Source organism: Thermomonas sp., from assembly GCF_046293095.1.
GTDB lineage: Bacteria > Pseudomonadota > Gammaproteobacteria > Xanthomonadales > Xanthomonadaceae > Thermomonas.
Genome location: NZ_JBKBPN010000004.1, coordinates 165,238 through 180,444 on the forward strand (window position 1 = coordinate 165,238; position 15,207 = coordinate 180,444).

The 15,207-nt window shown below is 72.4% G+C and carries 9 protein-coding genes; 4 read left to right on the forward strand and 5 right to left on the reverse strand.

What is annotated here, in order from left to right:
- The first annotated feature begins 46 nt into the window (after nt 1-46).
- Nucleotides 47-1,927: an autotransporter assembly complex protein TamA gene (locus ACK4SG_RS09490; RefSeq protein ID WP_409601497.1), complete on the forward strand. Its 1,881-nt coding sequence runs from the start codon at nt 47-49 to the stop codon at nt 1,925-1,927.
- Nucleotides 1,924-5,835, forward strand: a complete 3,912-nt coding sequence (locus ACK4SG_RS09495; RefSeq protein WP_409601498.1) for a translocation/assembly module TamB domain-containing protein — start codon at nt 1,924-1,926, stop codon at nt 5,833-5,835. The genes ACK4SG_RS09490 and ACK4SG_RS09495 overlap by 4 nt, the downstream gene beginning before the upstream one ends.
- A 9-nt stretch (nt 5,836-5,844) precedes the next feature.
- Here the strand turns inward: ACK4SG_RS09495 and ACK4SG_RS09500 are convergent, their stop codons facing one another.
- On the reverse strand, nt 5,845-7,116 hold the full coding sequence (locus ACK4SG_RS09500) for a sialidase family protein (protein WP_409601499.1): 1,272 nt from the start codon (nt 7,114-7,116) through the stop codon (nt 5,845-5,847).
- 98 nt (nt 7,117-7,214) lie between these two features.
- On the reverse strand, nt 7,215-9,104 hold the full coding sequence (gene mnmG, locus ACK4SG_RS09505) for a tRNA uridine-5-carboxymethylaminomethyl(34) synthesis enzyme MnmG (protein WP_409601500.1): 1,890 nt from the start codon (nt 9,102-9,104) through the stop codon (nt 7,215-7,217).
- Between the two features lie 462 nt (nt 9,105-9,566).
- Between mnmG and ACK4SG_RS09510 the strand changes: the two genes are divergently transcribed.
- On the forward strand, nt 9,567-10,544 hold the full coding sequence (locus ACK4SG_RS09510; protein WP_409601501.1) for a pyridoxal-phosphate dependent enzyme: 978 nt from the start codon (nt 9,567-9,569) through the stop codon (nt 10,542-10,544).
- Nucleotides 10,545-10,694: 150 nt separating this feature from the next.
- Here the strand turns inward: ACK4SG_RS09510 and bioC are convergent, their stop codons facing one another.
- Both bioC and bioH read right to left on the reverse strand, forming a co-directional pair.
- Nucleotides 10,695-11,621, reverse strand: coding sequence for a malonyl-ACP O-methyltransferase BioC (gene bioC / locus ACK4SG_RS09515; RefSeq protein ID WP_409601502.1), 927 nt, complete (start codon nt 11,619-11,621; stop codon nt 10,695-10,697).
- On the reverse strand, nt 11,618-12,385 hold the full coding sequence (bioH, locus tag ACK4SG_RS09520; RefSeq protein ID WP_409601587.1) for a pimeloyl-ACP methyl ester esterase BioH: 768 nt from the start codon (nt 12,383-12,385) through the stop codon (nt 11,618-11,620). Before bioH ends, bioC begins: the two co-directional genes overlap by 4 nt.
- A 140-nt stretch (nt 12,386-12,525) precedes the next feature.
- On the opposite strand from bioH, the gene ACK4SG_RS09525 reads away from it, so the two are divergent.
- Nucleotides 12,526-13,998 (forward strand): NAD-dependent succinate-semialdehyde dehydrogenase, encoded by a 1,473-nt coding sequence (locus tag ACK4SG_RS09525; protein ID WP_409601503.1) that lies wholly within the window; start codon nt 12,526-12,528, stop codon nt 13,996-13,998.
- 12 nt (nt 13,999-14,010) lie between these two features.
- Here ACK4SG_RS09525 and bioF read toward each other — a convergent pair whose 3' ends face one another.
- The gene (bioF, locus tag ACK4SG_RS09530) at nt 14,011-15,204 is read right to left on the reverse strand and encodes an 8-amino-7-oxononanoate synthase (RefSeq protein ID WP_409601504.1); all 1,194 of its coding nucleotides are present in this window, start codon (nt 15,202-15,204) and stop codon (nt 14,011-14,013) included.
- Nucleotides 15,205-15,207: the final 3 nt, after the last annotated feature.

Consider the following 15,207-nt stretch of genomic DNA (forward strand, 5'->3'; position numbering starts at 1 on the left):
CGCTGCCGTTAATCACACTTTGACACCGCATCGGTATCCTGCGCCGATGCCACCCCGCCGCGCGCGCCCGACACTGTTCCTGTTCTGTTGCCTGGCCGCCATGCCGGCGCTGGCGGCCAAGGTGACCCGGATTGAAATTCGCGGCCTGCCCGACGCAGCGATGGAAGCCAACGTGCGCAGCGCGCTGTCGCTCAGCGATGCGCTGGGCAAGGACGTGCGGCCGCGCCGGCTGGGCTACCTGCTGCGCGTGGCGGAAGACGAGACGCGGCAGGCACTGGAGCCCTTCGGCTACTACGACCCGACTGTCACCCTTACTCGCAGCGACCGCCCCGGCAACGCCAACGACAACCCGGACACAGGCGACGGGCAGGACGACGACACCGACGACACCGGCGACGAGGCGGAGGCGCATGCTGCAAGCGCGCATCGCGACCGCAGCCTGACCATCACCCTGCAGATCACGCCCGGCACGCCGGTGCGGGTGCGCGGGTTCGACCTGGGCGTGGACGGCCCCGGCGGCAGCGATGCCGGCGTGGTGGCGGCGCTGGACGGCTTCCACCCGCGCGCCGGCGAGATCCTGGACCATGCCCGCTACGAAGCCGGCAAGGCGCAGGTGGACGCGGCGCTGGCGCGCCACGGCTATTTCGACGCGGCACCGGCCATCCACCGCGTGGAGGTGACCCGCGCCGACCATGCCGCGGACCTAGCGCTGCGCTGGACCAGCGGCAATCGCTACGCGCTGGGCGATGCGCGCTTCTCGCAGGTGCCCAGCGCGGTGATCCGCCCCCGGCTGCTGGCCAAGCTGGTGCCGTGGACGCCTGGCGCACCCTACGACGAGGCGATGCTGGATCGCCTGCGCACCTCGCTGGTGGGGTTGGACTACTTCGGCCTGGTGGACGTGCAGGCGGTTCCCGCCGAGGCCCAGGACGGACACGTGCCGGTGGACGTGCAACTGACCCCAGCCAAGCGCAGCATCTACAGCGCCGGCGCCAGCTACGGCACGCTCAGCGGCGCCGGCATCAGCCTGGGCATCGAGCGCCGCTACCTGAACTCCCGCGGGCACAAGGCGCTGGCCCAGCTCGACTACGCCAACAAGCGCAAGACCGCCACCGTGCAGTACCGGGTCCCGGCCTTCGCCTGGCTGGACGGCTGGTACACGGCCACCCTGCAGGCGGCCGACGAGGTCAACAACTACATCAACAGCCGCCGACTGGAACTGGTGGCCAGCCGCACCGGGCAGTACAGCGCGCGGCTGGCGCTGTCGGCCTCGGTGCACGTGCTGCGCGAACGCTGGGCCTACGCCAGCCTGACCCGGCCCACGCCGACGTTCCAGTTCGCCAGCTTCGTGTTCCCCGAGCTGCGCGCCGATTTCATCGACGTGGACGACCGCCTGGCGCCGCGGCGCGGCGGCGGGCTCAGCCTCACCCTGCGCGGCGGCAGCGGCGGTGCGGACGGCAAGGCCACCTTCACCCAGCTGCACGCCAGCGCGCAGTGGTTCCGCGGCCTGGGGGGGGACAGCCGCCTGATCGCACGCGGCGAGCTGGGCCACACCTTCACCCGCGACGTGCTGGACCTGCCGCCCAGCCTGCGTTTCTACGCTGGCGGCGACCGCAGCGTGCGCGGCTATGGCTGGCACGAAATCGGTCCGCGCATCGTCACCGGTGGCGGCGACTACTTCACCGGCGCGCCGAACGTGCTCATTGCCAGCCTCGAAGCCGAACGCTACTTCCGGGGCCCGTGGGGCGCCGCGGTGTTCGTGGACACCGGCAGCGCCTTCGAGGGCCGCACGCCCGACCTGCACACCGGCGTCGGCATCGGCCTGCGCTGGCGTTCGCCGGTGGGGCCGGTGCGCATCGACGTCGCACGCGGGCTGAACGCACCCGACTCGCCGTTCGCCATCTACCTCAACATCGGCGCCGACCTGTGAGCTGGCGCGACCGCTACCTGCGCGACCGCCGCTATGGGCTCGCTCCGCTGCCCGCCGACGCCACCCCGGCGCAGCGCGAGGCCCGCATCGTCGAGCTGCGCACGCTGCGCCAGCGCCGCCGCCGCAAGGTCCTGCTGCGCAGCGCCATTGCCACCATACTGGCCGGGGTGATGGCGATGGCACTGGCCTACTGGCTGGTGGCAACGCTCGCTGGCCGCGACTTCCTGCTTGGTCAGATCGCATCGCGCCTGCCGGCCGGCGCGGTGCTGACGTGGTCCAAGGCCGAGGGGCTGGTGGCGGGGCCGCTGGTCCTGCACGGCGTGCATTTCGCGATGCCGCGCCAGCGCGATCCCGATTGCGTGCCCACGCCCAAGGCGAGCTGCGCGATGGGCACCATCACCTTCGACGCGCGCACGGTGGTGTTGGACCCGGCACTGCGGCCGTTGCTGGGGCGCACCCTGCGGCTGGATTCGCTGGACATCACTGATGCCACGCTCGACCTGCCGCGCAGCGACACGCCGTTCGAACTGCCCCGCTGGCCGGACGTGCTCCCGCAGATCGAGCCGCCGCTGGACCTGCGCGCCGACGCAATCCGCATCGACGGGCTGCATGTGCTGCAGCAAGGTCAATCCGTGATCGACATCCGGCGCGCACGCGGCGGGCTGGAGGCGCGCCGCGGGGCGCTGCACGTGGAGCGCCTGACGATGGACAGCGACCGCGGCCGCTTCACCCTGCACGGCGACTACGCGCCACGCCACAACTTCCACAGCGATCTGGTCGCCACCGCCGTGCTGCCTGCACCCACTGGCATCACCCCGGCACGGTTGGGGCTTGTGGCGCGTGGCGACCTGACGCGGATGGTGGTGGGTATCGGCGGGCGTGCACCTGCGCCGCTGCGGGCCACGCTGATGCTGCAAGGGAATGCGGACGCACCCCGCTGGCAGCTGGATGCCGGCAGCGAGGCACTCGATATCAGCCTGCTGGCCGGCGACGGGACGGGCGTGCCGCTGCGCCTCAAGCTTAAGGCCGGCGGCAGCGGCGGCAACGTGCAGCTGCAGGGCACGCTGCAGCGGGGGGGCTTCGCGCTGGCGGTGCTGCCATCGAAACTGCAGTTGCAGGACCAGCAGCTTCAGCTGCAGCCGCTGGTGGTGGACGTGCTGGGCGGCCGCGTGACCGCCAACGGCAGCGCCGACCTGCGCGACCCCGCGAACACTGCATTGAAATTGGCCGTCAACGCGCGCCGGTTGCGCTGGACCAGCGCCGATGGCGCCACCACGCTCACCGGCGATGCCGACCTCGGCGTGGCCGGCCGCCTTGAACGCTGGGCCGTGAAAGGGCAGGCGCGCCTGCAACGCGGCGACGAACGCGCGACCGTGGACCTCGCCGGCCTGGGCAACCGCAACGCGCTGCGGATCGACGCGCTGACGGCGACGATGCCGCAGGGGCGGCTGGCGGGCCAGGGCGAGATCGCGTGGGCGCCGCGCCTGTCCTGGACCGCGACGACCACGCTGGCCGGCTTCGACCCCGGGTATTTCGCGCCGGACTGGCCGGGCGCGATCAACGGCCGTCTGCGCAGCACCGGCACCCAGCACGACGACGGTCGCCTGCGGGCGGAGGTGGACGCGCGGGATCTTGGCGGCACGCTGCGTCGGCGCACGCTGTCCGGGTATGGACAGATCACCCTCGACGGCGATGCCGTTGCCGGCGACATCGCGCTGGCGCTGGGCGGCAGCCGCATCGCCGCCCATGGCCGTATCGCCTCGACCTTCGACGTGGATGCCACGGTCGCGCCACTGCGGCTTAACGACCTGCTGCCCGATGGCGCGGGCGTGCTGCGCGGCGCCCTGAAACTCCGTGGCGCCCGCAACGCGCCCGACGTGGCGGTGGATCTGGCCGGCAGCGATCTGGCGTTCGGCGACTACCGCGCGGCACGGCTGCAAGCCAATGGCAGGCTGCCGTGGCGGCAGGGCGATGGCGCGCTGGTCGTCGAGGCCGACGGCGTACAGGCCGGCGTCCCGCTGACCCGCCTGCGCGCCACGCTGCGCGGTGCGGTGGAACGGCTGCGCTTCGAGGTGGATGCCGGCAACGCCAGCGCATCGCTGGCGCTGGCCGGCAGCGCCCGCAAGCAGGGCGCGCGCTGGCAGGGCGACCTGGCGCGCGCCGTGCTCACCCCTGCTGCCGCTGCGGCCTGGACGCTGCGACAGCCGGCCAGCTGGGCTTGGGATGGCCGCAACGGCACGCTGGCCGCCACCTGCCTGCAGTCCGCGCTGGGTGGCGCGCTCTGCGCCAGCGCCGACTGGCCGCGGCGCGGACTGGACCTGCAGGGCGACGCGCTGCCGCTGGCGCTGGCCTCCGACTGGCTGCCAAAGCGCGAGGACGGACGGCCGTGGGCCTTCGACGGCACCGTCGACCTGGCCGCCCGCATGCGCCCGGCCGCCGGCGCCTGGCAGGCCAATGTGCTGGTCACCTCGGCCAGCGGTGGCGTGCGCCACCTCGCGCGCGCGCGCCGCAACCTGCTGGGCTACCGCGATCTGCGGCTGGAAGCGACGCTGGACCCGCACCGCATCGAGGCCTCACTGGGCGCTGCGCTGGACCGGGACGGCCGCGTGGACGCCCGCATCGCCACCGGTTACGACGCCTATGCGCCGCTGTCCGGCACGCTGGCGGCAGGCACCGGCGCACTGACCTGGCTGGAGCTGTTCTCGCCGGACCTGGTGGAGCCCACCGGCCGGCTGGACGTGGACCTGCGGCTGGGCGGCACCCTCGGCCAGCCGCGCCTTGGGGGCAGCGGCCGCCTGCAGCGCTTCTCGGCCGAGCTGCCCGCGCTGGGGATCGCCCTCCAGGACGGCGATATCGGCCTGCAGGCGCTGGAAGACGGCAGCGCGCGCATCCAGGGCCGGCTGAGGACCGGGCAGGGCGTGCTGCAGGTGGACGGCAGCCTGGGCGGGCAGGACGACGCCACGCCGCTGCAGCTCACCCTGCGCGGCACGGACGTCCTGCTGGCCGATACCCGCCAAGCACGCATCCTCGCCTCGCCCGACATCACGGTGCGCTACCGCGCCGGCACGCCGCTGGAGGTGCGCGGCACGGTGGCGGTGCCGGAGGCGGACCTGCACCTGGAACGGCTGGACATGGGCGTGTCGGCCTCGCCCGACGTGGTGGTGCTGGATCCGGCAGACCCGCAGAAGGCCGCCGCCGCGCCGCTGGCGCTGGACCTGGACATCGCGGTCGCCCTGGGCGAGCGGGTGCGCATCGACGGCTATGGGCTCACCGGCACGCTGGGCGGCAACCTGCGGGTGCGCCAGCCGCCGGGCCAGGCCATGCGCGCCACCGGCGCGCTGGACGTGGGCGGCCGCTACCGCGCCTACGGCCAGGACCTGCAGATCACCCGCGGCCGGCTGGTGTGGTCGAACACCGCGGTGGGCGATCCGCTGCTGGATATCCGCGCCCAGCGCGAGATCGGCGAGGTGGTGGCGGGCGTGCAGGTGTCCGGGCGCGCCTCCGCGCCGCAGGCCAGCGTGTGGTCGAACCCGGCGATGAGCCAGTCGGAAGCATTGGCCTACCTCACCCTCGGCCGGCCGCTGCCCAGCCTGAGCAGCCGCGAAATGCAGCAGCTCGACGTGGCCAAATCCGCGCTCAATACCGGCGTGGGCCTGCTGACCGCGCAGCTGGGCGCCCGCATCGGCCTGGACGACGCCGGCGTGAGCACCTCGCGCGCGCTCGGCGCGGAAGTGCTGGGCATCGGCAAGTACCTGTCGCCGAAGCTCTACGTCAGCTACGGCGTGTCGCTGCTCGGCACCGGCCAGGTGGTGACGCTGAAGTACCTGCTGCGCAAGGGCTTCGACATCCAGATCGAATCGTCCACGGTCGAAAACCGCGCCTCGGTGAACTGGCGCACGGAGAAGTGAAACGCACCGTCAGCGGGTGATGCGCGCGCCCTTCAATTGGGCCACGCCGTCTTCGCCCACGTCGGTCCACGCCAGCCACGCGCCGCCCGCGTCCACCGCCAGCTTCGGATAGCCACTGGCCAGTCCGCGCGCGCGCAGCGTCGCCACCTGCAGCGTCTGCAGCGGCTTGGCAAGATCCGGCGCGTAACGCGCCAGCATCAGCGTCTGTCCCTGCGCATCCTCGCGCAGCCATGCCACCCACACCTGGCGTGCGTCCAGCGCCACTGCGGCACGACCCAGCACGCCCGCGCCGGCATCGACCGTCACCGGTGCGGCGAAGGCATCGCCTGCGTTGGTGCTGCGGGCCAGCCGCAGCGTCGGCGTGCCGCCGGCTTCGCTGTACCAGGCCACCGCCACGGTATCGCCGGACGCGGCCAGCGCCGGGCCGGCCACCGGGCAGGCGTCGATCTTCCAGCCGTCGGCGTGGACGGCCTTGGGTGCGGTCCAGGCGCCGTTTTCGAAGCGCGCGGTGGCGATATCGCGCACCTCGCCGTCGTCGCGGTCACGCCAGGCCAGCAGCGGCCCGCGCGCGGTCTGCGCCACCGCCACCTGGCAGCAATCGCAGGTGCGCGGGTCCACCACGGCGTCAACGCCGCGGTTGAGGCTCATGTCGAAGCGGTTGGCGCGCAACTGCATGGCGCCGCCATGATCCGCGTGGCCGGTCGCGGCGGAAGCGCCCGCGACGTCCTGCGCGCGGCCGTCCAGCCAGGCGATGCCCAGCGCGTCCACGCCTGCCGCCCACAGCGCGGCGAAGCCGTGCTCGACCGGGCGCGCGTCGTCGTTGACCCGGGTGATCTGGGTCCAGCCCATGCCGCCGTCGCGCGACCGCGCCAGCACCACGTCGTAGCCGCCTGCGTCATCGGGCTGGCGCTGCAGCCACTGCGCCCACAGCGCGCCGTCCGGGGTGGCCAGCAGGTGCGGGGTGTCGGCCGCGTTGGCAATCAGCGAATTGCCCACGGCAATCGTGCGCGGCTGGCTCTGCCAGCCCGCTTCCTCGTTGTAGGAAGCGAACTGCAGCGCGTTGCGGCGACCGGCGCGGCGGTTGATCCAGCTCAGCAGCACGCGATCGCCGGGTGCCAGCACCAGGTCGGGCGCCATCGAGCCGGCCTCGGCCGGCAGCGCCCAGGTCTGTACGGCGTAATCGCCGTTGGCGGGTTTCGCGGGCGCCGCATCGCGCTGGCAAGCGGCCAGCAGCGGCAACGAAAAGGCAAGGGTGAGGGCGAGAGCGGTGCGCGTGGTCATGGGCGAAGGATACGCCTCGCCCGCGGCGCGGGCATCGCGGGCATCGCGGGGGCAACGCCTGCATGCGCGGCAGCGGCCGGTGAAGCGGCCGTCAGACGTCAGGCCGCGCGTTCGCGTCGCGCACGCTCCAGGTGCACCAGCAGCAGCGAGATCGCCGCCGGCGTCACCCCGGGAATGCGCTGGGCCTGGCCCACGGTTTGCGGCCGCACCCGCTGCAGCTTCTGCAGCACCTCGGCCGACAGGCCGCGCACCTGCGCGTAGTCGAACGCATCCGGGATCACCGTGGCTTCGTTGCGGCGCTGGCGGTCGATCTCCTCGCGCTGGCGGTCGAGATAGCCGGCGTACTTGGTTTCGATTTCCACCTGCTCGGCCACCTTGGCATCGTCCACCGCAGGGCCCAGCTCGGGCACGCGCATCAGCGCGGCGTAGTCCAGCTCCGGCCGGCGCAGCAGGTCCAGCGCGCTGTTCTCGCGGCTGACTTCGATGCCGAGATGGCGCGCGATGGCCGCCCCCAGCGCGTTGTTCGGCGCCGCCCACAGCGCCGACAGGCGCGCGGTCTCGGCCACCACCGCGTCGCGCTTGCGGGCAAAGCGTTCCCAGCGCACGTCGTCCACCAGGCCAAGGTCGCGGCCCACGGGGGTCAACCGCGCGTCCGCATTGTCTTCGCGCAGTTGCAGGCGGTATTCGGCGCGGCTGGTGAACATGCGGTACGGCTCGTTGGTGCCGTGGGTGATCAGGTCATCCACCAGCACGCCGAGGTAGGCCTCGTCGCGGCGGAGCGTCCAGGCCGGCTGCTGGCGCACATAGCGGGCGGCGTTGATGCCGGCCAGCAAGCCCTGCGCGGCGGCTTCCTCGTAGCCGGTGGTGCCGTTGATCTGGCCGGCGAAGAACAGCCCGGACACCGCCTTGGTCTCCAGCGAGGCTTTCAGCCCGCGCGGATCGAAGAAGTCGTATTCGATGGCGTAGCCGGGGCGGGTGATGTGCGCCTGCTCGAAGCCGACGATGCTGCGCACCAGCGCCAGCTGCACGTCGAACGGCAGCGAGGTGGAAATGCCGTTCGGGTAGATCTCCACCACGTCCAGCCCTTCCGGTTCGACGAAGATCTGGTGCGAGGCCTTCTCGGCAAAGCGCACCACTTTGTCCTCGATCGACGGGCAGTAGCGCGGGCCGATCCCTTCGATCTGGCCGGAATACAGCGGGCTGCGGTCGAGCGCGGCGCGGATGATGGCGTGGGTGTGTTCGGTGGTGTGGGTGATCCAGCACGACACCTGGCGCGGGTGATCCTCCACTGCGCCGATAAACGAAAACACCGGCCGCGGGGTGTCGCCGGGCTGTTCGGTCATCACCGCGTAGTTCAGCGTGCGGCCGTCGATGCGCGGCGGCGTGCCGGTCTTCAGCCGGGCCACGGTGAACGGCCCTTCGCGCAAGCGCTGGGCCAGGGTGACGGCCGGCGGATCGCCCATGCGCCCGGCGGCGTACTGGGTCTGGCCGATGTGGATTTTCCCGGCCAGAAACGTGCCCGCGGTGAGCACCACCGCCGGGGCGTGAAAGCGCAGGCCGGTGTTGGTGATGGCGCCATGCACGGCGTCCTGGTCGATGATCAGGTCATCCACCGCGGCCTGGAACACGGTCAGGTTGGGCTGGGTTTCCACCGCACGCCGGATGAAGGCGCGGTACAGCGCACGGTCGGCCTGGCAGCGGGTGGCGCGTACCGCCGGCCCCTTGCTGGCATTGAGCGTGCGCCACTGGATCCCGGCGGCGTCCGCCGCACGCGCCATGATCCCGCCCAGCGCATCGATCTCACGCACCAGATGGCCCTTGCCGATGCCACCAATCGCCGGGTTGCAGCTCATCGCCCCCACGGTTTCGATGGAATGGGTCAGCAGCAGCGTGCGCGCACCGCTGCGGGCGGCAGCCAGCGCCGCCTCGGTGCCGGCATGGCCGCCGCCGATCACGATGACGTCGTAGCGGTGGAAGGAGTCACTCATGGGGGCATTATCGCGCGCAGCCGGGACGGACGCGGCGCGGAGTTGGCACGGTTCCTGCTTGATACAGGGCGGCACCCAACCTGGCACGCCGCAAGGCGACGGTCGGACTGAACAGGGGCCGACCCTGCGCAGGTCGGGGATGCTACGAGGGCCGGTTGTCGGGGGACAGCCGGCCCTCACTTTTTTGCACACGATGGCGCCAATCAAGGCGCCGGTGCGGCTATAGCCGTCACACACCCCGCGCGCGCCACCAAGAAAGCGCCGGTGCCTGCGGGACACGGAACAGGGGGGATCCGGGACATCCCGCAAGGCACCGGCACGCCTAGCGTAACGCGAACCGGCGCGATGTGACGCTACCGGTCCATTTTTCGACAATCTTCAGTTCAGCCTGTGCAACCCATCACGTTTTCACGCCGCAGCAAGCCCGTCGGAGGTAGTGGAAGCGTGCGTTAGCATGCGTCGATGACCGACACCACGCCCGCCTTGCCTGCGTTCGAAGACATCCTTGATGCCGCCGCACGTATCGCCCCGTATGCCCATGCCACGCCCGTGCTGCACTCACGCGCACTGGATGCGGAGGCAGGCGCGGCGCTGCACTTCAAGGCCGAACACCTGCAGCGGGTGGGGGCGTTCAAGTTCCGCGGTGCCTGCAACGCGGTGTTTGCGCTGGACGAGGCCACCGCCGCGCGCGGCGTGGTGACGCATTCCTCCGGCAACCACGGTGCCGCGCTGGCGCTGGCCGCGCGGCTGCGCGGGATTCCCTGCCACGTGGTGGTGCCGGACGGCGCGGTGCGCGCCAAGCTGGCGGCGATTGAACACTACGGCGCGGTACTGCATCCGTGCGCAGCCACCATCGCCGCGCGCGAAGCCGCCTGTGCGCGCGTGCAGGCCGACACCGGCGCCACGGTGGTGCATCCCTACACCGATCCGCGGGTGATCGCGGGCCAGGGCACCGCCACGCTGGAACTGCTGACCGCGCAGCCGGATCTGGATGCGCTGGTGGTGCCGCTGGGCGGCGGCGGGCTGGCCGCGGGCACCGCGCTGGCGATGCGCGCGCTGGCACCGGGCTGCGCCCTCTTCCTGGCCGAACCCGAGGGTGCGGCCGACGGCGCGCGTTCGTTCGCACAGGGCCGGCTCGACCACGACTTCGTCCCCAACACCGTCTGCGATGGCCTGCGCGGCACCCTTGGCGCGATCAACTTCACCCTGCTGCGCGCGGCGCAGGCGCGGGTGCTGACGGTGGACGACACCCGCACCGTGGCCGCCCTGCGCCTGCTGTGGACCCGCACCAAACAGGTGGTGGAGCCGTCGTCGGCGATCGCATTGGCCGCCGTGCTGGCGCACCGCGAACTGTTCGCCGGGCGCCGGGTGGGCATCGTGCTGTCGGGCGGCAACGTCGATCTTGACGCGCTGACGCCACTGCTGGCGCGCGCGGCCTGAGGACGATCTGAGCAACGCCATTCTGGCATTGTCAGCCCATGCCCAGCCCGCGTGGCTGACACACACCGATGGCTTGCGCGATCAATGCATGGTCGGCCCTCCATGGCCAACGGACATCTCCGCGGTGTTCGCAGATGCCTGCCTGGCCGCTCAGCGGCGGCGGATGGGAATGCGTGAGACGGGCACCGCGGCCAGATCCATGCCGCTCTCGCGGATCGGCGCGCCCGGCGCCGGCGCCCATGCCATCGCGCTGATGATTTCCCAGGTGGCCGGCAGGCCCGCATCGAACCGGTGCGCTTCGTACGCCGTGGCGGCCGCGGCAAAGCGGCCGCGTCCGGTCAGCGTGGCCCGGCGCGAAGCCAGCGCGTTGGTTGCACCCAGCGCGCGCAGTTCGCGCATCAGTGCGGCCAGGTCCGGGTAGACGGTGGTTTCCTCGTCGCGGTCCACCACCGGCTGGAAGAAGCCGGCGTTGACCAGCGCGTCGCCGACGCCGGCGGTGTCCACGAACGGACTGACGTGCGGGGCGGCATCGGCCTGCGCGAACGCATCACGCAACTCCCACAGGGTTTCCGGGCCGAAGGTGGAGAACAGCAGCAGGCCGTGTGGCTTGAGCACGCGGCGGAAGCCGTTCAGCACCGCACCGAGGTCTTCCACCCACTGCAGGCACAGGTTGGAGAAGAGGATGTCCACGCTGCCCTCGGCCAGCGGCAGTGCGCGGGCATCGGCGCAGACCAGCTGCGGCCGGCGCGCCAGCGGGTTGGGCAGGCCCAGCCCGGGCAACCGGGGGATCGTGGCCGCACGCGCCTGGCGCAGCATCGGCAGGGCCAGATCCATCGACACCACCTGCGCCTTCGGCCAACGCTGCTGCAGCAACCCGCTGGCGTGGCCGGTGCCGCAGCCCAGGTCCAGCACCACCTGCGGTGGCGACCGCCCCAGCGCCGGGTCATCCCAGTAGTCCAGCGACTCCAGCAGCCGCGCCTCCGCCAACCGTTGCAGCTGGGCGACGGCATCGTAGCTGCGCGCAGAGCGCGAGAACGCGCGGCGCACCTGGCGGGTATCGAACAGCGGCGCGGTCATGCCGGCACCCCGTCGAGGAATGTGCGCAGCGCGGCGGCCACCGTGTCGGCATGGGTCAGGAAGGGGGCATGGCCGGCGTGCTCGACCTCCACGTAACGTGCGCCCGGCGCCAGCGCGGCAGCGGCCTGCATCGCCTGCGGATTCACCAGGCGGTCGCGGCGGCCGGCCAGCCACAGGCTGGGTACGGCCAGCGTGGGCAGGGCGGCGCGCAGGTCGCCGTCCTCCAGCAGGCGCAGGCCGTCGGCCAGCACCTGCGGCGACGGCGCGCCGCGCGCGAGCACCGCGTCGCGCAGCAGCCGCAGTTCCTCGCGCATGTGGTCGGAGCCGAACGCCTCCAGCGCGATGAAACGGTCGATGGTGCCCTGCCAATCGTCGTGCAGGCCATTGGCGAAACCGTGGAACACCGCCGCCGGCATGCCCTGTGGCCAGTCGTCGGCGACGACGAACTTCGGCGTGGCGCAGACCATCGCCAGCGCCGGCACGCGCGCGGGCCGCAGCGTGGCGGCGCGCAGCGCCACCAGCCCGCCCAGCGACCAGCCGCACCACGGGGCGTCCGGCACTGCGTCGAGGACGGCCGCGGCGCAGTCGTCCAGCCGCAGGGGCACCGCGGCACCGCGGCTGTGGCCGTGCCCGGGCAGGTCGACAACGTGCAGGGTGCGGTGGGCGCGCAGCGCCTCCACCAGCGGCGCGAAGATGCCGCCGTGCATCGCCCAGCCGTGCAGCAGCACCAGCGGCGGGCCGCTGCCCAGGATGTCCACGTGCAACGCGCTCATTCGTCTCGCCTGTCGTTCGCCCGCGGGGCGCGGGCGGCCCGTCGCGCGGGCCATGGGCCGCGCATTATCGCGCGAAGCTCACGCCCACCGCCGTATCGTGTGGACCTCGTTGCCGCGACAGGAGCCCGCCCGTGACCACCGCCTCCCGCCCGACCCTCGCCGATCCCGACCTGTGGCGCGACCGCGCGCCCATCGCCGGCGCCTGGCGCACGGCCGACGGCGGCGGCACCTGCGCCGTCCACAACCCCGCCGACGGCACCCTGCTGGGCACCGTGCCCGACATGGGCGCAGCCGAAACGCGGCAGGCCATCGACGCCGCCGATGCGGCCTTCCCGGCATGGGCCGCCAGGACCGCCAAGGAACGCGCGCAGGTGCTGCGCCGGATGCACGACCTGATGCTGGCGCACCAGGAGGACCTGGCCCGGCTGATGACCGCCGAGCAGGGCAAGCCGCTGGCCGAGGCACGCGCCGAGATCGCCTATTCGGCGGGGTATTTCGAATGGTTCGGCGAGCAGGCCAAACGGATGGACGGCGAGGTGATCCCCAGCCATGTCCCAGGTGTGCGCCTGCTGGCCCTGCGCCAGCCGGTGGGGGTGGTGGCGGCGATCACGCCGTGGAATTTCCCATCGGCCATGCTGGGCCGCAAGGTGGCGGCGGCGCTGGCGGCCGGGTGCACGGTGGTGTGCAAGCCCGCCGTGCAGACCCCGTTCTCGGCGCTGGCACTGGGGGTGCTGGCCGAACTTGCGGGCCTGCCCGCCGGCGTGTTGAACATCGTCACCGGGGCCGATGCCGCAGCGATTGGCACAGAGATGACCTGCAACCCGAAGGTGCGCAAGCTCAGCTTCACCGGTTCCACCGCGGTCGGCCGCCGGCTGATGGCGCAATGCGCGGATGGCCTCAAGCGGCTGTCGCTGGAGCTGGGCGGCAATGCGCCGTTCATCGTGTTCGACGATGCCGACCTGGACGCCGCGGTGGCCGGCGCCATTGCCAGCAAGTTCCGCAACAGCGGGCAGACCTGCGTCTGCGCCAACCGGCTGCTGGTGCAGGACGGGGTGTACGACGCGTTTGCCGAAAAACTGGTGGCCGCCGTGCAGGCGTTGCGGGTGGGGCCGGGGCTGACCGGCGAGACCGATCAGGGCCCGCTGATCGATGCCAAGGCGCTGGAGAAGGTGGAGGCACATGTGGCCGACGCGCTGGCGCATGGCGCACGCGTGGCGACCGGCGGGCACCGTCACGCGCTGAGCGGCACGTTCTACGCGCCGACGGTGCTGCTGGACGCCACCCCGCAGATGCAACTGGCGCACGAGGAAACGTTCGGGCCAGTGGCACCGCTGTTTCGCTTCAAGACCGAGGCTGAGGCCATCGCCTTGGCCAATGCCACCAAGTACGGCCTGGCCGGGTATTTCTACACCCGCGACAACGCCCGCGCCTGGCGCGTGGCCGAGGCGCTGGAGTGCGGGATGGTGGGCCTCAATACCGGCTTGATCTCGACCGAAGTGGCGCCGTTTGGGGGCATCAAGCAGTCCGGGTTCGGGCGCGAAGGCTCGCAGCACGGACTGGACGATTACAGCCACATCAAGTACGTCTGCATCGGCGGGCTGTAGCCGCCGCGCGGCTTACAGGGTGGCGTCGCGCGACGCCGCCAGTGCGTCCAGCAGGCGGTCGATGTCGGCCTCGGCGTGGGCGGCCGATAGCGTGATGCGCAGGCGTGCGCCGCCTTCCGGCACGGTGGGCGGGCGGATCGCCGCCACCCAGCAGCCCTTGCGCTCCAGCGATGCGGCCATGGCCAGCGCGCGCGCCTCGTCGCCGCAGGGCAACGGCTGGATCGGCGTGTCCGACGGCAGCAGCGGCAGCCCGCGCCGCTGGGCGCCCTCGCGGAAGCGCTGCACCAGCGCGGCCAGCTTTTCGCGGCGCCAGTGGTCGCGTCGGGCCAGCCGGACTGCCGCCAGCGAGGCCGCCGCCAGCGCGGGCGGCAGCGCGGTGGTGTAGATGTAGGGCCGCGCGGTTTCTGCCAGATGGCGGACCAGGTCGGCATCGCCGGCGACGACCGCACCGTAGCCGCCCAATGCCTTGCCCAGCGTCACCAGCCGCAGCGGCACCGCGTCAGCATGGAGACCGGCCTCATCGATACTGCCGCGGCCGTCCTCGCCCAGTACGCCCGCGGCATGCGCTTCGTCCACGTACAGCGTGGCGCGCTGGGCGCGGGCCACCAGCGCCAACTGGCGCAGCGGGGCCACGTCGCCGTCCATGCTGAAGACGCCATCGGTGGCCAGCAGGGCCGCGCCATTGGGCGCCGCGCGCAGCTGCCGCAACGCCCCCTCGGCATTGGCGTGCGGGTAACGGCGCAGCGCGCAACCGGCAAGGCGCGCGCCGTCGATCAGGCTGGCGTGGTTGAGCCGGTCCTGCACGCAGACATCGTCCTTGCCCAACAACGCCTGCAGCACTGCCAGGTTGGCGGCGTAGCCGCTGCCGAACAGCAGCGCGGCCGGCACGCCCAGCCAGTCGGCGACCTCGCGCTCCAGCGCTTCGTGCACGGCGTGATGGCCGCAGACCAGGTGCGAGGCGATGCCGCCCGCGCCCTCGCGCGCGGCCAGGTCCTGCAGCGCGCCGGTGACGGCGAACTGCTGCGACAGGCCCAGGTAGTCGTTGCCGCAGAAATCCAGCAACCAGCGCGGCGCGCCGTCCTCGCCGATCACCTCGCAGCGCACGCCATCGCGGCGCAGCACCGTGCGCCGCACGCGAACCCGGTGGGCGGCCGCGCGCCGTTCGCGCAGGGCGGCGACGCGATCGGACAGGCCCTCGCGCGGCATTGC